This window comes from Nostoc sp., from assembly GCF_036917815.1.
In the GTDB taxonomy this organism is placed as follows: Bacteria; Cyanobacteriota; Cyanobacteriia; order Cyanobacteriales; family Nostocaceae; genus Nostoc.
On the sequence record NZ_JBALEK010000015.1, the window covers coordinates 29,573 to 55,934 of the forward strand.

The window sequence follows — 26,362 nt, forward strand, 5'->3', positions numbered from 1 at the left end:
ATCACTTGCGATATGTCATTGCGAGCGCAACGAAGTGAAGCGAAGCAATCGCAAAGGTTTTGGGATTGCTTCACTACGCTAACGCTTCGTTCGCAATAACAAGCCGGACATGATATTACTTATTAGCTCAGATTTTATAACTATTCAAAAAACATTAAATTAGTCAAATATTCCGTATTAGTACACTAGCTTGATAGAGATTTAGTACTATTAGAATAACTAATTATATAACAATAAGCATTGCTATTAAATAGTAAATCTGTCATATTTAATAATCTAATTTGAAACTAAAGGCATTTACATCATGTTATCGACATCTATAAAGATTCTTAATGAGCATTACCAATCTTTGAATAATGAGGGTATAGATGTCATTCAAGGATTAACCCGAAATCAAAAAAACTTACCTCCAAAATATTTTTACGATGATTACGGTTCAGAATTATTTGAACAAATATGTGAATTACCAGAATATTATCCAACACGAACAGAAGCATGGATTTTGCACCAATATGCCGATGAAATCGCTCAGATAACGGGTGCTTGTGAACTTGTAGAATTAGGCAGTGGCAGTTCTACAAAAACTCTGTTTTTGTTAGATGCTTACCAAAAAGTTGCCAGTTACTGTAGGTATATACCCATTGATGTTAGTCAGGGAATCCTTAAATCTAGCGTACTAAAGCTACAGCATAAATATCCGACTTTCTTTATTGAGGGATTAATAGGAACTTATGAACAAGCATTAATAAAACTAGAATCGGCCTTTACAACATCACGGATGATTTTTTTCTTAGGCAGTTCTCTTGGTAATTTTAGTCCACAAGAATGTGATGATTTCTTAAAACAAGTTACTAGGACTTTACAGGTAGGCGATTACTTTCTTTTAGGGATTGATTTACAAAAACCCAAGGAAATTTTGGAGCCAGCTTATAACGATAGTAAAGGAGTAACGGCTGCTTTTAACTTGAATATGCTTTCTCATTTAAATTGGCGTTTCCAAGGCAATTTTGACATCAATTTATTTACTCATCAAGCTATTTACAATCAAACTGATGCTCAAATTGAGATGTATCTGCATTGCCAAAATAGTCATAAAGTATTTCTAAAAGCGTTAGATTTACAAGTGTTGTTTACAGATGGAGAAAGCATTCTTACCGAAATTTCTCGCAAGTTTGATTTAGTAATTATGCAAAAACAACTGGAGACACACGGACTTAAGACACTAAAGACTTGGACGGATACCAAGCATTCCTTTGGATTAATTCTTTGTCAAGCTTAATTTTCGCTCCTTCAAAGTTTAATTTCAATGTTTAAGTGACACTATGAACAATTTTCAATCTACTTACCCGCCAAAACTTGATAGTTGCAATAACCAAATTATCCTCGATTATTTTAACAATGCTTGGCAACTGGAAGATGTGTTGTTAAAAAGTCTGGTTGGGGAAAAGACATTTTATCTCAATCCTGATCCTTTGAGGAATCCACTAATTTTTTATCTGGGACATTCGGCTGTCTTCTACATCAATAAATTAATTAGGGTGGGTTTATTAGAAAAACGCATAAATCCAGACTATGAAATCATATTTGAAATTGGAGTTGATCCAGAAATACCAGAGGAATTGAATGAAGCGATCGCTCATCTGCAATGGCCGCAAGTTTCACAGACTTGGGAGTATCGAAAACAAGCATATTCCGTAATTTCCGAACTAATTAAGACAACCCCAATTACTCTGCCAATTGATCCCACTCATCCACTTTGGGCTTTAATGATGGGGATTGAACACCAGCGTATTCACATTGAAACCTCTTCAATGTTAATTCGCCAACTACCAATTGAGAGAGTGAAACGTCCGCAAAACTGGCAATATGCCCCTTTTAATGGTTACACTCCCCAGAACGAAATGATAGAAGTTACTGGTGGGGTAGTAAAACTTGGTAAAGCCTTTGATGATTCAACTTATGGATGGGATATTGATTATGGCGATCGCACTGTTGAAGTTGCACCTTTTTTCGCTACTAAATATCTAATTACCAATGGCGAATTTATCTATTTTATCAAAGCTGGTGGTTACGAAAATCAAGAATATTGGGATGAAGAATCTTGGAATTGGAAAACTCGGTACAATATTCAATGTCCCAAATTTTGGTTACATGAAAATAGTAGCTACAAATATCGAGCCATGTTTGATGAAATAGATTTACCCTTAGATTGGCCTGTAGAAGTCAATCATTATGAAGCAATGGCTTATTGTTGTTGGCAAGGTAAAGATACTCGTTTAATGAGTGAAGCCGAGTACCACTTAGCAACTTATGATAATGGTTTGATAGAAAACATAGACAATTTCAATCTTAACTTAAAGTTTGGCTCACCTAGTCCTGTCGGGATGTTAGAAAGTGCAAAAACTCACTCTGGATTGTACGATTTACGAGGTAATGTTTGGGAATGGTTGAATGATAATTTAACCCCGTTTACAGGATACGAACCTCATTTTCTTTATGAAGATAATTCTGCCATCTTTTTTGATGATAAACATCAAATGATGTTAGGAGGATGTTGGATAACTAATGGTACAGAAGCTTTAAAATATTACCGCAACTGGTTCCGTCCCAATTTTTATCAACACGCTGGTTTTCGCATTGTTCAAGATATCAAAGATTAACAGAATATGCCTCAGTCACATAATATAAGGTTACAGAGATGCAAAAAATTTTGAATTTCTGTTTTGAGATAAAATTTTATCTAAAGATCGGTATTGCTTGCACGATTGTTCAGCAAATATTCTATTTTCTGTTAAACAATATCGAGAGCAACTTTATAACACAGGTGCTGTTGTACTGGCTCGTTGGTTCTATCTCATTTTATAGTATTGGCATTCTCATTGAAAAAGGAATCAAAACCAACGATGTTTTGAGGGATAAGCTGACTGCAAGGGTCAATAAAGTCAGAAATCAACCATTTCCTTCCTTTAGTCTGAAAGGCATTATTATAGGAGAAATCAAAGCTTTTTTATCAGCATTAATAATTCTATATCTAGCTCCAGAGGTTCATAGAGGAAATAGCTTACTCCTAAACTTTGGATGGTTCTTGATGAGAATAGTTACTGCTGATTTCTGTTTTTATGTTGCTCATTGGCTCTTGCACACAAGATTCTTGCAGAAAATCCATCTTAAACATCATGAGTTTCGTGACTCATCAAGTTTTGTTGCTGGGCATAAGAGTTTTGTTGAATATATTATTGTTACCCTCACAGACGTTTTGCCTATTTTTATATTTGGATATGACATCACTCAACTATCTGCATGGAGCGTTATAGGCAATGCTTACAATCTAGAAGGTCATAGTTCTTTGTCAATATTTTTCATCCCATCAGATTTTCACGATCTTCATCACACTTGCTTCAATGGAAACTATGGCATTCAGGGATTTTGGGACAGAGTATTCAACACACTAAATCCTCCTACTAAGAAGCCGGGAATTATGTTTCCTGTGAGTCTTATCGAGTATATAACCATTAAGTCGCCTATTAGTAATGACACCAAAAATACATAACCCAGCTAAAGCGTATTCGAGGATGTTGTTGCCATATTGGAGTAGCGGGCAAGATGCCCACCACTCCTTCAAAATGAGTGAGTGACTTTAGTCATTAGGCTCCTTCTTTTGTTTAAGCCTTTTTTAGCCAGCTAAACATAGCGCGTAAATCTTTACCAACTTCCTCAATTTTATGTTCAGCTTCTTTCCGACGTAAAGCGGTAAATCCTGGTTTACCAGCTTGGTTTTCCAGAACAAATTCTCGTGCAAATTGCCCAGATTGAATTTCGCTGAGAATCTTCTGCATTTCAGCTTTGGTTTGTTCAGTCACAATCCGCGGACCACGGGTATAATCGCCATATTCAGCCGTATTAGAAATACTGTCGCGCATTTTGGCTAAACCACCTTCTACAACCAAGTCAACAATCAGCTTGACTTCATGCAGACATTCAAAATAAGCTAATTCTGGTTGATAACCAGCTTCTACCAAAGTTTCAAATCCGGCTTTGATTAAAGCACTCAAACCACCGCACAATACCGCTTGTTCGCCAAATAAATCAGTTTCGGTTTCTTCACGGAAAGTAGTTTCGAGAACACCAGCGCGTGTACCACCGATACCTTTAGCATAAGACATGGCGCGATCGCGTGCCTGACCACTGGCATCTTGATAAACTGCAAATAATGCTGGTACCCCTTCGCCCTGTTCATAAGTCCGGCGTACCAAATGCCCCGGTCCTTTGGGTGCTACCATCACCACATCTACGTTAGTTGGTGGTACAACTTGCCCAAAGTGAATATTGAAACCGTGGGCAAAAGCTAACACATTCCCTTCTTCTAGATTCGGTTCAATCTCGTTTTTGTAAATTGTTTTTTGCACTTCATCAGGTAACAAAATCATGATCAAGTCAGCAGCATTGGCAGCATCTGCAACATTTTTCACAGTTAACCCAGCAGCTTCAGCTTTTGCTACTGACTTACTACCCGGATATAGTCCCACAATCACATCCAAACCACTATCTTTTAAATTGAGAGCGTGGGCATGACCTTGAGAACCATAGCCGATAATAGCAATAGTTTTTCCAGCCAAAAGGTCTAAATTAGCATCTTCGTCATAATACATCCGGGCCATAGAAGCATCTCCTGTCAGCAAGCATCATCATTAATTAGCAGACTTATGATTTTACCCCAAATTGAGTAACAGATAAACTATTAGCCATTAGACATCTCCAGAAATTAAATATGCGTTACCCAGAACCCTTGTAGAGACCTAGCACTGCTACGTCAAAACAATTCTTTTTCACTCATATCTCTATTGAATTTATCCGTTTGAACTCAGGGGGAGTTAAAGAGATGGAACTACGCTACCTGAACACAATCAGACCCTTCAGCAAGTGCCCTCAGTCGCTTCCTTAATCAGTATCAATAGTTATCTTAGTGCCGTGCTACCTGCCCTGTACCAAGTTAGCGTTAAGTAAGTAGGCAAGAATAAATCAAAGTATATTAATTAATGTAACCCACATTCCACACCCTGAACTGGCACAAGTCAGAGAAAAGCCAAAAAGGGGGAGAAGATGCTTGTCCATCACCTCAAGTGTATATAGCAGTTATCATTTACGTGAGGTACACCCGTAGGGGCACGGCATTGCCGTGCCCCTACACCTCGTGATGTAACCTTGTACTGCATCTGAATGGGAACCGCTATAGTTATGCTCAAAGCCCTATTCTTGCGTATACTTAGTGTTACGAGCGACGCTAAGGCACATTCCTTTATAATCGCTGAAATCTTTTTACCGTATACATTTCTCATTTACGAATAAATCTAATATTTTTCTTCCATTGCAAACCATCTCTCAAAGTTTTAATTTTCAATGAAGATGTATTGAAAGTAACTACGATTTTGAGGAAATAGGTCAGAATGAAAGAACTAAATCTTAGAGTTAGTGCCATTGAACACTAACTGATAATAACTTGGCATAAATTCTTCGTTACTCACTTATCTTGGAACAAGAACGTACTCGATTTACATAGTTCAGTGGTTTATCCAAAAATCTATATCATTAATATACAAAAGTATCTTTCATGTGAATTTGGGAACAACCTTTAATATTTGTCTTCCAGTAATCATTCTGATTTTGTATATTTTAGTACTGACATTAACTGCATCCCTAGCCCATAAATTTATTCAGTTAAAAATGCAGCACTACTTAAAAAACACACGGATTGCAAAAAATATATTTTTTGCGGAAATTTAAGATGAAACCAATAACTGATTCATTGGCTGTAAATAAAAAAGAATTACTGGCATCTGAGTGTCAAACCTCATTATCAGAAAATAAATTAGAACAATATAATTTAACATTACCTATCTTGAAAGAATCTGAAAAACACCTACTGGTCGAGTGGAATCAGACTCAAACTGATTATCCTCAGCAAGCGTGTATTCATCAGTTATTTGAAGTACAAGTAGAGAAAACACCTGATGCTGTAGCACTAATTTTTAACAATCAGCATCTCACCTATCGAGATTTGAATTGTCGTGCTAATCAACTAGCACAACATCTGCAAACACTAGGGGTAGGTGCAGAAATTCTTGTAGGAATCTGCATAGAGCGCTCCTTAGAAATGGTTGTAGCACTTTTAGCAATCCTCAAAGCAGGTGGAGCTTATGTACCTCTAGATCCAGGGTATCCACAAGAACGTTTAGCTTTCATGTTGTCAGATACCCAGGTATCAGTACTATTAACTCAAAAAGAATTAGTTGCCAAATTACCCACTCATACCGCATTGGTAATTTGCCTAGATACAGATTGGAATGCAATTACCCAAAATAAAAAAGAGAACCTAAGCACTAGCGTCACTGCTGATAACTTGGCTTATGTCATGTATACCTCAGGTTCTACAGGTACACCCAAAGGTGTTAGTGTTATCCATCGTGGTGTCGTTAGATTAGTCAAAGAAACTAATTATGCTCACCTCACGCCTGAAGAAATAATTCTGCAACTTGCTCCTATTTCCTTCGATGCTTCAACTTTTGAAATTTGGGGTTGCTTACTTAACGGTGGGCGGCTAGTAATCTACCCTCCTCATACACCGTCTTTAGAAGAATTAGCGCAGATTATTCAACAATACCAAGTTACTACTCTTTGGCTAACAGCCGGCTTGTTCCACCTCATAGTGGATGAAAAAATTGATGCTTTAAAATCCTTGCGTCAACTTTTAGCGGGTGGCGATGTCTTATCTGTTCCTCATGTACAGAAGTTTCTCCAAACAGTAGATAACTGCCAGCTAATTAATGGTTATGGTCCAACTGAGAATACAACTTTTAGCTGCTGCCATCCGATAACAGCGCCACTACAACCAGATGTCTCTATTCCTATTGGTCGCCCAATTGCTAATACCCAAGTTTATATATTAGATCACAACCTTCAACGAGTATCAATTGGAGAAGCTGGCGAATTGTACATTGGTGGTGATGGATTAGCTAGAGGCTATTTGAACCGTCCCGACTTGACTGCCGAAAAATTTATTTTTCACTCCTTTGATAGCAATTTGGTAACGCGCCTTTACAAGACTGGAGATTTAGCTCGTTATCTTCCAGATGGCAAGATCGAGTTCTTAGGACGTATTGACAATCAGGTAAAAATTCGCGGTTTCCGAATTGAACTAGGGGAAATTGAACGGGAAATTGCACAGCATCCTGATGTTCGTGAAATTGTCGTTTTAGCTCGTCAAGATGAAATAGGTGAAAAGCAGTTGACAGCTTATATTGTTCCTCAGTATAACAGTAGTTATACACACAATAAATTGCGGAGTTTCTTACAACAACGACTACCTAATTACATGGTGCCATCAGCGTTTGTGATTTTAGAATCACTGCCTTTGACTGCAAATGGCAAAGTAGATAGACATAAATTGCCAGCACCAAGTAGAGAACGTCCGCAACTGGAACAAGCGTACATTGCTCCCCAAACCGATTCAGAGCGTCTGCTTGCAGGTATTTTGTCCGAACTGCTCAAAATCGATCGCGTTGGGATTGATGATAATTTCTTTGATTTGGGAGGAACTTCAATCTCAATTCTGCAAGTTGCTGTGCGAGTACAACAGGAACTTGGTATTGAGCTACCTGCTGTGAAGCTATTTCAGTATTCAACGATTGGCTCTTTAGCAAACTATTTGCATTCAAATCAGAACAGTCAACCATCTTCTGACAAGCTGCAAAATCGCGCCCAACGTCAACAAGCATCTCGTACTCGTCGCCGCAATCATCAGCAAGCTCTTTAAGCAATGGTAAATATGCAAGCATCCGATAACCAAGATCCTATTGATGGTGTTGCCATTATTGGCATGGTAGGGAGATTTCCTGGCGCTGGAAATGTCGATGAGTTTTGGCGCAATCTGTGTGAGGGATTAGAATCAACGACTTTCTTTCAAGATCAGGAGTTAGACCCTAGTATTGACCCGAACCTTTGCAAAGATCCGAGCTACGTGAAAGCTAGAGGAATCATTCCTGGGGGCGAAACCTTTGATGCTGACTTCTTTGGCATTAATCCACTGGAAGCTGTGGTTATGGACCCACAAGCCAGAGTTTTCCTAGAGTTGGTTTATGAAGCCCTAGAAAATGCCGGTTATGAATCAGAGTCTTTTGAGGGTTTGATAGGTTTGTATGCTGGTTGTGGTCAAAATACTTATTTTGCTAACCACATTTCTGGTCGTATGGAAATTGTCGATCGCATCGGTGAGTTTCAGACGATGCTAGCGAATGAAAAAGACTTTTTAACCACTCGTGCTGCTTACAAGCTCAACCTCAAAGGCCCAGCCGTCAGCGTCAATACAGCCTGTTCCACTTCTTTGGTAGCAGTCATTCAAGCTTGCCAAGCCTTAACCAGTTATCAGTGCGATTTGGCTTTGTCAGGTGGTGTTTCTATGACTACACCTCAAAATAGCGGTTATGTGGCTCAAGAAGGCAGTATGCTCTCTGGGGATGGGCATTGTCGTCCCTTTGATGCCAGCGCTCAGGGCACAATGTTTAACAGTGGTGCAGGAGTGGTTGTCCTCAAGCGTTTAGAAGATGCACTCAATGATGGCGATCGCATCTATGCTGTAATTCGGGGTTCTAGTATCAATAATGATGGCGCTGATAAGGTAAGCTTTACGGCTCCCAGTGTAGACGGACAAGCAGAGGCCGTTGCAATGGCGCAAGCTGATGCCAACTTTCACCCGGAAACTATCTCTTATATTGAAGCTCACGGTACAGCTACACCTTTGGGCGACCCAATTGAAATTGAAGCGCTGACCCAAGCATTTCGTGTACATACAGATGCTAAACAATTTTGTGCCATCGGCTCTCTTAAAAGCAATGTCGGACATTTAGTTGCGGCGGCTGGGGTAGCAGGGTTAATTAAAACTGCTCTCGCCCTGCATTATAAAAAGATTCCACCTAGTTTAAATTTTGAGGCTCCCAACCCCAAAATTGACTTTGCCAACAGCCCCTTTTATGTCAATACCAAACTAACTGAATGGTCAGAAGGTGGAACTTTGCGACGAGCCGGTGTGAGTTCTTTTGGTGTCGGCGGGACTAATGCTCATATAGTGCTAGAAGAAGCGCCACAAATCCCAAGTTCAGGTGCTTCGCGCCCACAGCAGCTATTGTTGCTCTCGGCAAAAACTAGTAAAGCTTTAGAGGCTGCAACAGCGAATTTACAGCAGTATTTACAGTACAATGCCGAAATTAACTTAGCTGATGTCGCTTATACTTTACACCGAGGGCGCAAAGCCTTCAACTACCGACGCAGTATAGTTTGTCACGACATAACAGATGCGATCGCAGCCCTCCAATCTTTAGATCCAAATCAAGTAAATAACCGCCACACAGAAATCCGCAATCCAGGCGTTGTTTTCATGTTCCCCGGACAAGGATCGCAATATGTGAACATGGGACTAAATCTCTACAACCGTGAACCGATATTTCAGGAAGTAGTAGATGAATGTGCTGAAATCCTTAAACCTTTATTGGGCAGGGATTTACGAGAAATCATGTATCCCGCACCGAGCGATGCCTACGGCGGGCTACGCCTACGCGAAACTGCGGCTATCTCCCTACAGCAAACCTGCTTTACTCAACCAGCATTATTTGTCATTGAATATGCTTTAGCGCAACTGTGGCAAAGTTGGGGAGTCAAGCCCCAAGCCATGATTGGCCACAGCATTGGCGAATTTGTCGCCGCCTGTATAGCGGGTGTATTTACCTTAGAAGATGCGCTGATGTTGGTTGCAAATCGCGGTCGCTTAATGTGGGAGTTACCAGAAGGGGCTATGCTCTCAGTGCGCCTACCAGCCAAAGAGGTAGAGCCGCGATTGAGTTCAGAACTAGCGATCGCCGCAATTAACGGCCCTTCCCTGTGTGTAGTTTCTGGCCCCACAGAGGCGATGGCGATTCTCCAAAAACAATTAGAAAGCGAAGAAGTTGTCTGTCGCCATTTACACACTTCCCACGCTTTCCATTCCCCAATGATGGATAGCATTATTGTCCCCTTTGCTGAGGTAGTTGGAAAGGTTAAATTATCGCCACCCCAAATCCCCTTTGTTTCCACAGTTACCGCCGACTGGATTACAGCCCAGCAAGCAACTGATCCGATGTATTGGGCTACACATCTACGCCAGACTGTGCGATTTGCCGAAGGCGTACAAACCTTATGGCAGCAGCGAGAACGCATACTGTTAGAAGTTGGGCCACGAATCACAACTACGACCTTAGCCCGCCAACAAGCAAAAGATATTAAACAACAGATAGCGATTCCTTCCCTAAGTGATAACGCAGAGAACGAAGCTGAATGGACGGCATTACTCAAAGCAGTAGGACAACTGTGGCTAACAGGAGTATCTATTGACTGGAGCAACTTCTATCAAAGGGAAACGCGACAACGAATTCCTCTACCTACTTATCCCTTTGAACGCCAACGCTTCTGGATTGATCCTCCACCTCATCCCAATCGCGCAGCAACTCCCAAACTTCCAAATCCCCAGTTATTAGAAAAGACCCAAACTATGACAACATTCCCTCAGCAAAAGCTCATTCCACTACTAAAAGAAATTATCGAAGAAACATCGGGATTGGAAATAGCTAGTATTGACAACTCGACAACATTTTTAGAAATGGGGTTAGATTCCTTATCTCTGACGCAAGTCGGGTTAGCTTTGAAGAAAAAATTTAAAGTCAAGGTAACACTTAGGCAGTTACTAGAAATTTGCCCGAATTTAGTAACGCTAGCTGACTTGATCAATCAAGCCTTGTCTCCCGAAACTTTATCCGCATTAGGATTAATAGAAACCGTCGCAGAACCAACTCCAGAAATACCATTACCAACACCTGTAATCACATCACCCACTTTGGTAGTGCATGAAGTTCATACAAATGGATCTGCACCTCAGATTTCTCCCCAAACTGCTGCATCCAGTTCCCTAGAAAATGTGATTAATCAGCAGCTACAAATCATGACTCAGCAATTGGCGCTATTGGGTAACAACAGTCAATCTGTAACAATCCCAGTTGTACCTGTAGCGACATCTCAAAATAATGGTGTCAAGCCAGAAAATATTGTATCCATCCCACCAACCCAAACTAGTAAAGAATCAGCATCGGTAGATCCAGAATCAAATGGTGTTAAAAAGGCGTTTGGTGCGGCGGCTCGAATTGAAAAGACTCAGACTAAAACTCTGACAGCACAACAACGCACTCATCTAGAAAAAATTATCCAAAGATATACAAAAAGGACTCAAAAATCCAAAGAATACACTCAATCTCATCGCCCTTATTTGGCAGATCCAAGAACTGTTTCTGGCTTTAACCCGACGATGAAAGAGATGGTTTACCCCATCGTTGTATCTCGTTCATCAGGTTCTAAACTTTGGGACGTTGATGGTAATGAATATGTCGATTTAAGCAATGGGTTTGGCTTGAATTTGTTTGGTTGGTCGCCACCTTTTATTACCGAAGCAATTGAAGCACAACTAAAACTCGGCATGGAAATTGGCCCGCAAACGCCCTTAGTTGGCGAAGTGGCGAAGCTGATGTGTGAGTTGACCAACTTTGACCGAGCAGCCTTTTGCAACACAGGTTCAGAAGCGGTTCTAGGAGCGATGCGGATGGCACGCACCATCACAGGGCGTAACTTAATCGCCATCTTTTCTGGAGCTTATCACGGTATTTTAGATGAAGTCATTGTTCGGGGTACAAAAAAACTCCGGTCAATTCCGGCTGCTCCTGGTATCCCACCAGAAATGGTAGAGAACATTTTGGTGGTGGACTATGATTCGCCTGAGTCTCTAGAAATCCTCAGAAGTCGGGCTGATGAGTTAGCAGCAGTGATGGTGGAATCTGTACAAAGCCGTCGCCCTGAATACCAGCCCAAGGAATTCCTTCAGCAATTGCGTGATTTCACTCAGGAAGCTGGTATTGCCCTGATTTTTGATGAAATCGTGACTGGATTCAGAATTCATCCAGGTGGCGCTCAGGCACATTTTGGTATACAGGCGGATATAGCAACCTACGGCAAGATTGTGGGCGGTGGGCTACCAATTGGAGTCATTGCCGGCAAATCACAATATATGGATGCTCTAGATGGTGGGTTTTGGCAGTTTGGCGATGACTCTGTTCCAGAGGTAGGCGTGACTTACTTTGCTGGTACCTTCGTCCGCCATCCTCTAGCGCTAGCAGCCGCCAAAGCAGTACTTCAGCATTTAAAGCAGAGTGGCCCTAGCTTACAGCAAAATCTCAATGCCAGAACCGATAAGTTTGTAGCGGAACTTATGGGTTATTTCCAACAAGTTCAGGCTCCGTTCACAGCTTATAATTTCGGCTCCCTCTTCATGGTGAAGTCTGCACCAGAGTTTCCCTACGGAGATTTGCTGTTTTACTTGCTGCGGGATAAGGGAGTACATACTTGGGATCATCGTCCTTGCTTCTTGACGACAGCCCATTCCGAAGCCGATCTAGCTTTCGTAATGGCAGCCTTGAAAGAAAGTATTGCTGAAATGCAGTCTGCTGGTTTCTTGTCTGCACCGTCTATAGAATTAACAAACCGCGAAGTTCCCAATAACAGCCTACGCAATCGTCCTCCGCAAGCTAATGCCAAATTAGGACGAGATCCTCAAGGGAACCCCGCCTGGTATATTCCCGATACTGAGCGACCCGGCAAATACCTACAAGTTGCCAGTGTTTCCTGAAACGGGGGTAGTAAATATTTACTAAAAAACTGATATGTCACTAGCAAATTCATCATCTAAGCAGCTAGATTTGCTTGCTTCCGCCCAGAAATTTCCTACTCCCATTATCGAGACAGAGATACCACAATTTCGTGAGGAATTCAATCTTTCATCTTTTATGTTTTCGCATAACCTTGCAGGACATCCCTTATTTGAGATTCCCCGCTTGGTCGAACTAGCTAATACCATTTTGAGTAAAGGTGAAGCTGGAAAGATTGCTTGTCAAGTCGGTCAAATCCCAGTCAACCTAAAATGGTCAGAAGTACCGCGTAAAAAGCAAGTTTTAGAAGCGATCGCACGCATTGAAGAATCAGGTTCTTGGATATTGCTGAAAAGCGCCCAGCTTGACCCCGAATACAACATCCTCCTAGAGCAGATTGTACTTGAACTGGAAGAACTGACGGGCGTACCCTTACGAAAAGAAATCACCTGGCTGGATGCCTACGTCTTTATCGCCTCTCCTTATTCAATTACTCCTTACCACATTGACCATGAATCAAATTTCCTATTTCAGATTCATGGCGATAAGGATATGAATCTCTTCAATCCACGCGATCGCTCAGTCCTAACGGAGAAACAGATTGAACAATATTACATTGGACAGTTGGATTCAGCGAACTACACAGAAGAAAAACAAACAAAAGCTAACGTTTATCATTTAACTCCAGGTAAAGCAGTTCACCATCCAGTCCTAGCACCTCATTGGGTTAAAAATGGTAGTAATGTTTCTGTTTCTTTCAGTATCAATTTCTGTATGCGGTCATTCGATTTACAAGCGAGGATTTATCAAATTAACCATTATCTCCGAAAGTTAGGTTTAGAACCAACCCCACCCGGTCAATCTGCAATCAAAGATTACGCCAAAATATTGGCACTGGGAATCTTATCTAAGCGTCAACCAAAAAACAAATTTGAATTACTACGTTCAGGAGTAAAAAGGCTGAATGTTTTAGAAAAATCAGCAATCAAGTTAAGCAATTTGTTTCATCGTTAATCGTATTCAGTTAAGATATCCGCATTTCTGAGCCATTTAAAAAAGACTAGAACATCAAAGGTTTTTATGAGTTTATTACCCTGGAATTCACAATCTGCATTAACATCTGTTGATTTCGATCCATTTTCAGATGGAGAATTATTATTAACTGCTCCCGCAACCGAATCTCAAAAAGAAATTTGGGCTTCTGTGCAAATGGGAGACAGTGCGAATTGTGCTTATAACGAATCCCAATCTTTGCGATTAAAAGGAAATCTGGATGTAGAATCTCTCCAGTCTGCTGTGCAACAATTAGTCCAACGTCATGAAGCGTTACGGACAACCTTTAGTACAGATGGCAATACACTCTGCATTGTTTCTTCCCTGAAAATAGAAATCCCCATCATCGATCTTTCTGGACTAGAGCCACAGGAGCAAGAGACAAAAATAGCTAGTATCTGGCAACAAGAGGTAGGGCAACCCTTTGATTTAGAACACGGCCCTCTATTTCGGGCAAAAATTGTCAAATTGCATCCCCAAGAGCATTTAGCCATTTTGACTGCCCATCATATTATTTGCGATGGTTGGTCATGGGCGGTGTTGATGCCAGATGTGGGTAAACTCTATTCTGGCTTGCAACAGGGTATTGTTGCTGAATTGGAAGAACCAGAACCCTTCAGTGAATATGCGACCTTACAAGAAGATGAAGCTCAAAGTTCAGAAGCGATCGCTATAGAACAATATTGGTTAGATCAATTCTCCGATTCTGTGCCGGTAGTCGATTTCCCCAGCGATCGCCCTCGTCCATTATTTAGAACCTTTAACGCCGCCCGCGAAGATTGGCGTTTAAATCCCGAACTAGTTGTCAACCTCAAACAACTAGGAACAAAACTTGGTTGTAGTTTTATGACTACCATCTTGTCAGGATTTGAGGTGTGGCTCCACCGTGTGACAGGACAGAACGACTTGGTTGTAGGTATTTCCGCCGCCGGACAAGCCGCTTTAGGTCAATATAATCTCGTAGGTCACTGCGTTAATTTACTACCATTGCGTAGCCGCATTGATGGGGAAAAATCCTTTAGTGACTACTTGCAAACGCGGCGATCGGCTGTATTAGATGCCTACGACCACCAACAATTTACCTTTGGTAGTCTAATCAAAAAATTAGTGTTTCCACGGGATTCTAGTCGTATTCCCTTAGTACCAATTACTTTCAATATCGATCAGGGCTTAGATGGAAACAGTTTGCCATTTGCAGGGCTGGAGGTAGAGTTTTTCTCCAATCCTCGCGCCTTCGAGAATTTTGAACTGTTTATTAATGCTACAGAATTGCGTGGTCAGCTTACCCTAGAATGTCAGTACAACACCAATTTATTTGATGCTGATACTATCCGTCGCCGGATGGCAGAGTTTGAGACTCTTTTAGCAGGTATAGTTGCTAATCCCAATCAAATTATTGCCAAATTGCCAATCTTGCCAACCACTGAGCAACAGTTGTTAGCAGCATGGAACAATACACAAACAGCTTATCCTGAAGAGAAATCCATTCACCAGTTGTTTGAAACTCAAGTTGAGCGAACACCAGATGCGATCGCTGTTGTGTTTCAAAATCAACAACTGACTTATCTGGAACTCAATCAGCGTGCCAATCAGCTTGCTCATTATCTCCAATCCTTGGGAGTCAAGCCGGGAGTGCTAGTTGGTATTTCTTTGGAACGGTCAACACAAATTGCGATCGCACTGCTAGGTCTACTCAAGGCAGGTGGTGCTTATGTCCCCTTAGACCCCACCTATCCCAAAGAACGCTTGACTTTCATGCTTGATGATGCTCAAGTATCCGTGTTACTTACCCAAGGCAACTTACTTGATTTGTTACCAGAGAGTCAAGTACAGGTGGTTTCTTTGGATACAGATGGAGAAAAAATTGCCCATTATCCAACTCACAAACCCACTTACCTAGCAACTGCTGAAAATCTCGCTTACATCATCTACACTTCCGGCTCCACAGGAAAGCCCAAGGGCGTAAAAGTTTCTCACCAAAATGTTGTCAACCTCCTGGGAAGTATGCGTGAGCAACCAGGGTTGACGCAGCAAGATGTTTTGCTATCTGTCACCACTCTCTCCTTTGATATTGCCGGTCTGGAAATATTCTTGCCGTTAATCGTGGGGGCAACTACTCTGATAGTCAGCCGTGAGGTGGCTATGGATGGGGAGAAACTGCTTAAAACTCTCAACTATTCAGGAGCAACAGTCATGCAGGCCACTCCTGCAACCTGGCGATTGCTGCTGGCGGCTGGCTGGCATGGTTCCAAACAACTCAAGATTCTCTGCGGTGGGGAAGCATTACCACCCACTTTAGCCAAGGAATTGGTGAATCGTGCCCACAGTGTTTGGAATATGTACGGGCCAACCGAAACAACAATTTGGTCTACCTGCTATCAGATTCAAGCAGACGGAATCCCCCTGATTGGTCAGCCCATTGCCAATACTGAAATTTATCTATTGGATGCTTACCAGCAGCCCGTGCCTGTGGGAGTTGCTGGTGAACTTTATATTGGTGGTGCAGGTGTAGCGCTGGGTTATTTAAATAGACCTGAGTTAACTACAGAAAGGTTTATTTCCAACCCATTCAGCCAAGAAGCTGATGCTCGACTCTATAGAACAGGTGATTTAGTTCGTTATCGCGCCGATGGCAACCTTGAGTATCTGCAACGAATTGACAATCAGTTGAAACTTCGCGGTTTTCGGATTGAATTGGGTGAAATTGAAACGGTGATAGGTCAACATCCAGGTGTGAAAGAAGCCGTTGTTGTTGTGCGGGAAGATATCTCAGATGAGAAAACTTTAGTCGCTTATCTAGTTCCAAAAACACCATCTGAAGTTGAGTCTTCATCGGAATCTGATAGCAGTATTCAACATATCCAAGCCTGGAATCAAAGGTGGGATTTACTATATGAATCAGGTTTAAAGAACACCTCACCAGAATCTTTACAAGACCAAACATTAGGCGATGCCGCCATTATCAAGCAGTTAAGTAATCAAGATAATTTTGAAGAGCAAGTCCAAGAATGGCTAGACCAAACTGTAGAACGAATTATCGGTCTGCAACCCAGTCGAGTGATGGAAATTGGTTGTGGAACAGGTCAAATTCTATTAGAAATTGCTTCAAATTGTACGTATTACTTTGGCACAGATTATGCTGCCTCAGCCTTGCAAGAATTAGAGAAGCAACTGCAAATATCTGAGAGAAAATTACCAGAAATTGTCCTTGACCACCGAGCAGCAGATAATTTTCAAGGAATTGAGCCAGATTCCTTTGATACGGTAATTATTCACTCAGTTGTGCAATATTTCCCAGATATTAATTATTTCCTGCAAGTCTTAAAAAATGCTGTTGAGGCAGTAAAATCAGGGGGTTGGATTTACGTCGGTGATGTCCAAAGCTATGGACTCTTGGAAGCTTATCATACTGCCGAGCAGCTAAAAAACTCATCCTCATCAATGTCAGTCGAAAAACTGAGAAACATTGCTGAAAATCGAGTTCGTAATGAAGATGAACTAGTTGTTGATCCAGATTTTTTTTATGCCCTGAAACAGTATATTCCGGCCATTGGACATATTGATATCAAGTTGCGTCGTGGTCATATTTGGAATGAGACAACCCAGTTTCACTATGATGTATTTCTGCACATTGAACCAGAAGCAACCACAGCTATTGAAGCAACATGGCATGACTGGCTAGATGAAAACTTGACAGTAGCGGATGTGCGGCAAGTTTTAGAAGAAACTCAGCCAGATTATTATTGCATTAAAAAAATTCCCAACGCTCGAATTCAGAAAGAAGTTCAAGCTTTGGCGTTACTGAAAGGCGATAGCCAATTAGAAACTGTTGCAGATGTAATCAAAGCATTGGAGAAGTTACCAGCAGGTATCGATCCAGAAAATCTCTGGGCATTGGGTGAAAGTTTACCCTACGACGTAGACATCAGATGCTCAAATGCTGCTAAAGATGGCTACTTTGAGGCTGTTTTTACACGAATTGCTCTCAAAGGGGCACACGCTGTTGTCATCGATTCGCAGACAGTTAATCAAGTAAGACCTCAGTCGTGGAGTGCTTATGCTAATAGCCCCATGCAAAAGCAGGCAGCAAATAATCAACTAATCCCACAGTTACGCCAGTTCTTGAAGGAAAAGCTACCAAATTATATGGTGCCTGCTACCTTTGTGACGCTGGATGTAATGCCCCTTACCCCGAATGGCAAGGTTGATCGGAAGGCTCTACCAATACCCGATTTTGCTCGTCCAGAACTCGCGGAGGGTTACGTTGCACCTCGCACCTTAGTTGAACAGCAGATTGCTGGCATTTGGTCACAAGTCCTCAACTTAGAAAATATCGGCATTCACGACAACTTCTTTGAGTTAGGTGGACATTCAGTACTGGCGATTCAAGTCACTTCCCGGTTGCGTCAAACATTTCAAGTAGAAATACCTTTACTCAACTTATTTGAAGTACCAACTGTAGCTGACTTAGCTGAACGAGTTGAAACACTGCAATGGGCAACGCAAAATTCCCAAGCTTCTCAGACTGAGACTATGAGCGACTACGAAGAGGGACAACTATGAAAACCATTCATGAGTTTTTATCAGAACTACGTCATCTAGATGTGAAATTATGGGTTGAAGGCGGTAGCCTGCGCTATCGAGCTGCTAAGGAAAGCTTGACACCAGCTTTGCTGGCGCAGATGCGAGAACGGAAAGCCGAAATCCTAGAATTTCTCCTCCAGGCTAACTCTGCTAGTAGTAACAATCTTCCCCGGATATTACCTCATATTAGAGATGGCAAACTCCCTCTTTCTTTTGCTCAACAACGCTTATGGATTTTAGAGCAATTCGATCCTCGTAACTCTGTCTACAACATACCGCTAGCCTATCGCCTCACCGGTTCACTGAATATTGCACTACTGGAGCAATGTCTAGTTGAAATTGTCCGCCGCCACGAAATCCTACGAGTTACTTTTAAATCCATAGATGGGGAACCCAGTCAAGTCATATCTCCAGATATAACCCTGAATCTGCCGCTTGTCGATTTGAGTCACTTACCTCTAGAAGTGCGGGAAATTGAAGACAAAAGATGGGCTGCCGAGGAAGCTCAACAAACCTTCGATCTGGTTAAAGGGCCATTGTTCCGTTTGAAACTGCTACGCCTAACCGAAAAAGAGCATGTGTTGCTGCTGATTCTGCATCATATTATTGCAGATGGCTGGTCTTCAGAGGTTTTCTTTCAGGAACTCACAGCACTTTATGAAGCCTTTGCTGCTGGCAAACCCTCGCCATTGCTGGAATTATCTATCCAGTATACTGACTTCGTTCACTGGCAGCGTGAGTGGCTGCAAGGTGCAGTCCTAGAATCTCAGCTTGATTATTGGAAGCAAAAGTTAAGTGGCAACCTGCCCATACTAGAACTGCCCAGCGATCGCCCACGGCCACCTGTTCAAACTTGCTCAGGCGAAATCTGTCGCCAGATGATACCACAGGTGTTGACTGATGCGCTCAAGGCTTTGAGTCAGCAGTCAGGGGTAACACTGTTCATGACTTTATTAGCAGCCTTCAAGATATTGCTCTATCGCTATACAGGACAAGAGGATATTCTTGTTGGCTCCCCAATTGCCGGTCGTAATCAGGTAGAAACCGAAGGATTGATGGGTTTATTTGTCAATACCTTAATCTTGCGGACTGACCTTTCCGGCAATCCCAGTTTTCGGGAAGTACTCGATCAAGTGCGTCAGGTTGCTTTAGGTGCTTATGAACACCAGGATTTCCCTTTTGAAAAATTGGTGGAAGAACTTAACCCGGAACGCGATCGCAGTCATTCACCACTATTTCAAGTAATGTTCGCCATGAATCCCCCTTGGACAAAGGGGGCGGAGCGAGAAGTAGCAGGTTTGAAAATTGCCTCGACCTTTGGTTACACCCACAGTGGCACGGCAAAATTTGATTTAACCCTGGTGATGCGGGATACGGGCAAAGGATTGAGAGCTTCCTTTGAATACAATACTGACTTATTCGATGAAGCCGCGATCGCTCGGATGCTTGGACATTTCCAAACAATGCTAGCAGGTATTCTTGCGAACCCAGAGCAACGTATCTCAGAGTTGCCCCTATTAACGCCAGCCGAACAGCAGCAGTTATTTCTTGACTGGAATAATACTCAAACCGACTATCCGAAACAGGCGTGTATTCATCAACTGATTGAGGCACAGGTCGAAAGTACACCTGATGCTGTAGCAGTTGTATTTGGAAACGAACAACTTACCTACCGTGAACTCAATAGTCGTGCTAATCAATTAGCTCATTATCTGCGATCGCTGGGAGTTCAACCTAACGAGCTAGTAGGAATTTGTCTAGACCGTTCTTTAGAAATGGTAGTGGGGGTATTAGGCATTCTCAAAGCTGGTGCAGCTTATCTGTCGCTAGATCCAAAGCATCCAGAAGCGCGTATAGCATTTATACTGGAAGACTCGCAAGCGAAGGTATTATTAACTCAACAACGGCTTGTAGAGTTTTTACCCAAACACACCGCTAAGTTAGTAGAAATTGATGCTGATTTTCAGTTTATTGTTGAGCAGGATCAGGAAAACCTGGTCTGTGACAAAGATATAACACCTGAAAACCTTGCTTATGTAATTTACACTTCCGGCTCTACAGGAATACCTAAAGGTGTAAAAGTTCCTCACCGAACCGTTGTTAACTTCCTAGCAAGTATGCGTGAGCGACCAGGCTTAACTCAGCAAGATATTCTGCTATCGGTCACTACACTCTCTTTTGATATTGCTGTTCTAGAAATATTCTTGCCGTTAATTGTGGGGGCAACTACTTTAATAGTCAGTCGTGAAGTCGCTACAGATGGAGAGAAACTGCTTACAACTCTCAACGATTCCAAAGCAACAGTTATGCAGGCTACTCCCGCAACCTGGCAACTACTGCTAGCTGCTGGATGGCAAGGTTCCCAACATCTAAAGATTCTATGTGGCGGGGAAGCTTTGTCACCAGCTTTAGCAAAGGAATTGGTGAATCGTACCCAGAGTGTCTGGAATATGTACGGACCTACCGAAACAACAGTCTGGTCTACCTGCTATTCGATTCCCAAAGATGGAATTCCTCTAATTGGTCAGCCCATTGCCAATACTGAAATTTATCTGTTGGATAGCTTTTTGCAGCCTGTGCCTGTGGGAGTTCCCGGTGAAATGTATATCGGTGGTGCGGGTGTAACGCTGGGTTATCTGAATCGACCTGAACTTACTAAAGAAAGATTTATCTCCAACCCATTTAGCCAAGAGCCGAATGCTCGACTCTACAAAACAGGGGATTTAGTTCGCTATCGCGCCGATGGGAACCTTGAGTATCTGGAACGGATTGATGACCAAGTAAAAATTCGCGGTTTCCGTATCGAACTGGGCGAGGTGGAGTTAGCCATAGCCCAATATCCTGGGGTAAAGCAGGCTATAGTCATAGCACCAGAAGTTGTTCCTGGAGAAAAACGCTTAGTTGGTTATGTAGTTCCTAATTCAGAGCAAGTAATTGCGATCGCAGAACTACGTAATTTCTTGCAGATGAAGCTACCGAATTACATGGTTCCCTCAGTCTTTGTCATCCTGGATACTTTGCCACTTAATACTAATGGCAAGGTTGATCGCAAAGCCTTACCTGTAGATAATTTAGCTAATGTTGAAATAGAAAAAACTTTTGCTACAGCAGAAGATCCATTACAACTTCAGTTAACTAAAATCTGGGAAAATGTTTTAAATATTAATCCTATTGGCATAAAAGATAATTTTTTTGATTTGGGAGGACATTCATTACTTGCAATACGTCTGTTTTCTCAAATTAATAGGATATTTGGTGAAAATCTACCTACAGCTATTCTCTTTCAATCTCCTACTATTGAACAACTAACTAATATTCTCCGCAAACAAGGATGCTCAACCCGTTGGTCTTCATTAATTCCCATTCAACTACAGGGATCTAAACTACCTTTTTTCTATATCCATTCACTATATGGAAATCTTTTCCACAGCCGTACACTACTGGGTAATTTAGATTTAGATCGGCCAGTCTATGGGCTACAAGCACAGGGTTTAGATAGAAAACAGGCTCCTTATACTCGCATAGAAGATATGGCAGCCCACTATATCAAAGAAATACGTACTATTCAACCTCAAGGCCCTTATTTCTTGGGTGGCTGGTGTATAGGAGGTACGGTAGCATTTGAAATGGCTAGACAACTAGAAACACAAGGGGAAAAGGTAGAATTGCTAGCTTTATTTGATTGTTATCCTCCCCAAGTAAAAACAGGTGGAAATATCAAACGGTCTTTCGTAGAGAAATTGAAAAAGCGTTTCAGTCATTTCCTAATTAATGGGCAAGACATAATAAAAAGGAATACTAGTCATATTGTTAGCTTAGAACCAAAACAGCAACTTATGTTTTTTGTTGATCGGGTCAATCAGAGATTGCAAAATTTTCTCAGGGAAATTATTTACAAACTTCATCTGAAGATGCAATTACCTTTACCTATTTCTGTGCTAGATTTAGCTGTTCGAGATGCTAATATTCAAGCGGAAAGAGCTTACATAGCAAAGGATTACAATGGAAAAATAACACTATTTTGGGCAATGGAAAGACCCGCCCAAGAGTATTATCTCATAGATAAATGGAAAGAACTAGCTGCGGGTGGAATAGAAATTTACAAAACTCCTGGTTCTCACGATAGCATCATGTCATTACCCCATGTCTTAATTTTATCTGAAAAATTAAATGATTGCCTGAATAGGGAACATCAAACTTTACAAAAATAAATAACCTCTTATTCGCAATTAAACATAGCGAATTAAAGGTTGTTTATCAAGTCAGGGGATCTGAATCTTACACTGATTCGTGTTCTTAATGCGATCGCACCATCAATTAGTAGCTGGATTGGCGGTTAGGATGGAGGCTGTGCCATTGAGGAGAGTGTAAGAGTTGTTGTTTGTTTTAGGAGCGACGAAGTTGTTGATAATTCCTACAGCCGTGATTTGGGTATTACTATTCTGGATCGGGTTATTAGGTAAAAGAAGTGTAAATGTTGTGAGGGTGTCAACTCCATTTGCGATCGTGACAGTTATTTGTTTGCCGATCGCTGAGGTGACTATGTTAATGTCTTTGGGTTGGAAGATCAGACCCTTGTAAGTAAAAGCACCATTTGTTGTGTACGTAATTCCTTCATTCGGGAAACTGTATGAGATAGTAGCTCCAGTTGGAGTTACAGTAGTTTGTGCTAGATTGCCAGTTTCGGCAAATACTGGAGGTGTCAAAATCCCCAGTGGGATGGGGAAAGTCAAACCCATCAGAATCATGAAACGGTAAAAATTATTTATGTACATACTTGATTCTCCTTGTGTTTAGCAATTATCTATTCACTTCAACTTAGAAAGTTTAATTATGTTTACATGAAACCTAATCTGTTTGGTTACATATAGGGCTTGACATTATGGGAGCAATGCTTTCAAGTGAGATCGGGTTTTGATGGCTATACCTACGCACTACTAGATAGGTGATTTATAGTCAGAGTTCTTAGAACATCACTTTGAAGCACTGCTCCCACTTGATAGCTAGATTTTAAGGGTACTGAAGAATGTTCGTACTCCTCGCTATGATATAGTACCATAGAGTACATTTCTCTGGGAAAATGTCGGTCAATTAATTATATTAAACATCCCTTTGAACTAGAAATATCTGACCGAGAAGCAATCGAGCTAGATTTTGTAGAGATGAGTTAGCTCAAAATGTTATGGGAGGATTTAATATCAATATTTCATATATAGCGTTTCTTACTTTACTGAGGTAGATAATAGCCCCCTCTCGAAGAGCGGGGAGGGGGTTGGGGGTGGGGTTCTTGTACCTCACTCAACTGGGAACTGCTATAAGAATGAATATTCATTAGTAAAGCCTTGATGTTAGAGTGGACGGCCATAGACTGGCGTTTAAAACCAACGGGTGAGTATGTCTTTTTAGAAGCAAATCCCAGCCCGATGTTTTTACACTTTGAGCAACAAACAAAATCTCCCATTACTGAAAGTTTAGTTAACCTTTTATCGTAAATAAAATGGTTTAATTTTGAATTTTGAATGGCTATTCTATTGTCCCTCAACTTTTTCAGTATTACCTGCTTTTACCCAACCTTCTTGTTCGGTACCTTCCAAACGGATCTTTTGCCAAGCTTTATCCTCGCTTTCTTCTAAAATAATAATTTTTTGATTAAAGCCAGCCCCACCAATACGTTCAGCTTCTTGATTTGGTTGCGATCGCAAGCTCAAGCCTTCAGCCCAACTAACACGCCCTCGGTAAGCTCCCGATGGCAATGGTTTTGGTGAGGGGGTAGCCTTTGGTGATTCCGTGGGAGTAGGGGTTGGGCTTGGAGACGATTGAGCCTGAGTTTGTGATGTAAGAGTGGGTTTACCTCCTCCAGGCTCAGTCGCTTTTGGGGCTTGGGCTTTCACCGAGTGACTATCGTTGGAAAAAACGGGTTTAGCAGGGGGTACGCCAGTGCGATTGATGAAATACAGTGCAACTGCAACGCCGCTACCTACTAGCACAGCGATCGCTAAGACAAACCCCAGTATAAACTTTGTGAAGCCAGACAACATAATTTAAAACCTGATTATCAACAGTCAAACAATTTTGGATTTGCGATTTTAGGTGGCGCTCAAGGGGAGCCAGTCACCTGCATTTTTCCCCCGTTGAGTGGAGTAGCGTTGAACTAGCTCTCAAGGGTTACAAGTTGAGAAGCAAGTAACCCATGCCGATAATAATCAATAGTCCATAATAATTGATCATTACAGCAGTTTTCGTGTATTTGAACCACATCTGTCGTAGGGGCACAGCAATGCTGTGCCCTTACCGCGTGGTCTATTTACCTGAAAATAGCTGTAACTATTGACTATGGACTTTTGACTAACTGATTATTGTAGCTACTGCTGAATGCTCTCACGTAGTGCGCCGGAGGCGATCGCTTAAAGGATTGTGTTTCGATGCTAAACGCGCTCTCCCAGCCGCCGCCCATTCTTGGAGTTGCTGAATTTGCTCTACGGCAGTTCGCGCCAAGGGTATAATCTGACTGGCTGCTTCTAAAATATCATCGGTAGCAAAGTCGCGGTTTTGGCTAAATCCAATATGCATCGCTTCAATTAAAGTTTGCTCAATTTCTGCCCCAGAAAAATCAGGCGTTTCATAAGCTAGCCTGTCGATGTCATAACTTTTCAAGTTATGGGGGCGCAATCGGGATAAATGAACGTCATAAATTGCTTTTCTCTCTTCTTGGGTAGGCAAACCCACAAAGAAAATTTCATCAAATCGCCCTTTGCGAAGCATTTCCGGCGGTAGGGCTTGGATGTCGTTGGCGGTAGCGACGACAAACACGGGTGAGGTTTTTTCGGCTAGCCAGTTAATAAAAGTGCCAAATACGCGGCTGGCTGTTCCGGCATCACCTTTGCTACCAACTCCGGCAAAGGCTTTATCTATTTCATCAATCCACAAAATACAGGGAGCGAGGGCTTCAGCTACTTGGATCATTTGGCGAGTCCGAGATTCTGATTCACCCACTAAACCACCAAATAACCTGCCCACATCCAGACGTAGTAAGGGTAAATGCCAGTGATGAGCGATCGCTTTGGCCGTTAACGATTTACCAGTTCCCTGAATACCCACCAACATTAAACCACGGGGGTGCGGTAATCCGTACTGTCGCGCCTTATCAGTAAAGGAGCCTCCCCGACGAATCAGCCAATCTTTCAAGTTATCTAGTCCGCCGATATCAGAAATTTGCTCAGTGGCGGGGTAGAAGTCCAGGATTTGGGTTTGGCGGATAGTTTGGCGTTTTTCCTCCAAAACGAGATCCACGTCTTCTGGTTGCAATTCTCCGTGGGTAGCGATCGCCTTTGCCAAAACCCGGCGAATCCGTTCCATCGAAAGTCCTTGACAGGATAGCACTAAGTCATCTAAAACTTTGCCAGACAGGGAGTTACCAGTATTTTGTAGTAAGCGTTCCACCTCAGTTTTAATTTCTGGGGCGGCGGGTAAGGGGAACTCAACGACTGTCAGCACTTCCATTAAGTCGTCAGGAATGGCGATGCGTGGCGACAGTAGGACAATATTTTTTGGTTGCGACTTGAGGAGTCGGGCGAGATTGCGGAGTTTGCGGGCGATCGCCACATCATCTAAAAAGCGATGATAATCTCGGAGAATTAATACCGCAGGTGCCGAAGCTGGTAATTTTTCGATAAATTCTAAAGCTTGCAACGGGTTACGCCGCCCAAACCCAGCATCATTGGGGTTTCCCTGATAGCCATCGACAAAATCCCAAGTATACACTGGGCGATTACCTTGGTTGGTGGCTTCTTCTCGGATTGCTGCTTCTACCCGTTCCTCCTCATAAGTGGGAATATAAATCAAGGGGTAGCGGGCGCGTAGCAGCAGTTTAAACTCTTCACGGAAGTTCATATTTAGCTGTAGTTATTAGTTCTTCTCTCATTGTTCAGGTTTGTATCACCTCTCACAACTAAAAA

13 protein-coding genes are annotated in these 26,362 nt (G+C 42.0%); 9 read left to right on the top strand and 4 right to left on the bottom strand.

The features are described from left to right. Positions 1-304: 304 nt before the first annotated feature. Genes egtD through V7K97_RS04580 form a run of 3 tightly spaced genes read left to right on the top strand, consistent with a single transcriptional unit; the run spans position 305 to position 3,550 of the window. Positions 305-1,279: an L-histidine N(alpha)-methyltransferase gene (gene egtD / locus V7K97_RS04570; protein ID WP_334799503.1), complete on the top strand. Its 975-nt coding sequence runs from the start codon at positions 305-307 to the stop codon at positions 1,277-1,279. Between the two features lie 43 nt (positions 1,280-1,322). Then, positions 1,323-2,660, top strand: coding sequence for a 5-histidylcysteine sulfoxide synthase (gene ovoA, locus V7K97_RS04575; RefSeq protein ID WP_334799504.1), 1,338 nt, complete (start codon positions 1,323-1,325; stop codon positions 2,658-2,660). 38 nt (positions 2,661-2,698) lie between these two features. Continuing rightward, the gene (locus tag V7K97_RS04580) at positions 2,699-3,550 is read left to right on the top strand and encodes a sterol desaturase family protein (RefSeq protein ID WP_334799505.1); all 852 of its coding nucleotides are present in this window, start codon (positions 2,699-2,701) and stop codon (positions 3,548-3,550) included. Positions 3,551-3,662: 112 nt separating this feature from the next. On the opposite strand, the gene ilvC is transcribed toward V7K97_RS04580, so the two are convergent. Further along, complete coding sequence (gene ilvC, locus V7K97_RS04585) at positions 3,663-4,658, bottom strand: ketol-acid reductoisomerase (RefSeq protein ID WP_334799506.1); 996 nt, start codon at positions 4,656-4,658, stop codon at positions 3,663-3,665. A gap of 1,124 nt (positions 4,659-5,782) precedes the next feature. Between ilvC and V7K97_RS04590 the strand changes: the two genes are divergently transcribed. The 5 genes from V7K97_RS04590 to V7K97_RS04610 all read left to right on the top strand — a co-directional run bounded on the left by V7K97_RS04590 (position 5,783) and on the right by V7K97_RS04610 (position 22,618). Beyond that, positions 5,783-7,810, top strand: coding sequence for a non-ribosomal peptide synthetase (locus V7K97_RS04590; RefSeq protein ID WP_334799507.1), 2,028 nt, complete (start codon positions 5,783-5,785; stop codon positions 7,808-7,810). Between the two features lie 3 nt (positions 7,811-7,813). After that, positions 7,814-12,751, top strand: a complete 4,938-nt coding sequence (locus tag V7K97_RS04595) for an aminotransferase class III-fold pyridoxal phosphate-dependent enzyme (protein ID WP_334799508.1) — start codon at positions 7,814-7,816, stop codon at positions 12,749-12,751. A gap of 34 nt (positions 12,752-12,785) precedes the next feature. Next, the gene (locus tag V7K97_RS04600) at positions 12,786-13,784 is read left to right on the top strand and encodes a cupin-like domain-containing protein (protein WP_334799509.1); all 999 of its coding nucleotides are present in this window, start codon (positions 12,786-12,788) and stop codon (positions 13,782-13,784) included. Positions 13,785-13,850: 66 nt separating this feature from the next. Beyond that, positions 13,851-18,386, top strand: a complete 4,536-nt coding sequence (locus V7K97_RS04605; protein WP_334799510.1) for an amino acid adenylation domain-containing protein — start codon at positions 13,851-13,853, stop codon at positions 18,384-18,386. Beyond that, the gene (locus V7K97_RS04610) at positions 18,383-22,618 is read left to right on the top strand and encodes a non-ribosomal peptide synthetase (protein ID WP_334799511.1); all 4,236 of its coding nucleotides are present in this window, start codon (positions 18,383-18,385) and stop codon (positions 22,616-22,618) included. Before V7K97_RS04605 ends, V7K97_RS04610 begins: the two co-directional genes overlap by 4 nt. Before the next feature lie 102 nt (positions 22,619-22,720). On the opposite strand, the gene V7K97_RS04615 is transcribed toward V7K97_RS04610, so the two are convergent. After that, positions 22,721-23,182: a hypothetical protein gene (locus tag V7K97_RS04615; RefSeq protein ID WP_334799512.1), complete on the bottom strand. Its 462-nt coding sequence runs from the start codon at positions 23,180-23,182 to the stop codon at positions 22,721-22,723. Positions 23,183-23,752: 570 nt separating this feature from the next. Here V7K97_RS04615 and V7K97_RS04620 point away from each other — a divergent pair. Continuing rightward, the gene (locus V7K97_RS04620) at positions 23,753-23,899 is read left to right on the top strand and encodes a hypothetical protein (RefSeq protein WP_334799513.1); all 147 of its coding nucleotides are present in this window, start codon (positions 23,753-23,755) and stop codon (positions 23,897-23,899) included. Between the two features lie 36 nt (positions 23,900-23,935). Here V7K97_RS04620 and V7K97_RS04625 read toward each other — a convergent pair whose 3' ends face one another. Next, positions 23,936-24,445, bottom strand: coding sequence for an SH3 domain-containing protein (locus V7K97_RS04625; protein WP_334799514.1), 510 nt, complete (start codon positions 24,443-24,445; stop codon positions 23,936-23,938). 340 nt (positions 24,446-24,785) lie between these two features. After that, a complete protein-coding gene (locus V7K97_RS04630; RefSeq protein ID WP_334799515.1) occupies positions 24,786-26,297 on the bottom strand; it encodes an AAA family ATPase in 1,512 nt (503 codons plus the stop codon). Positions 26,298-26,362: the final 65 nt, after the last annotated feature.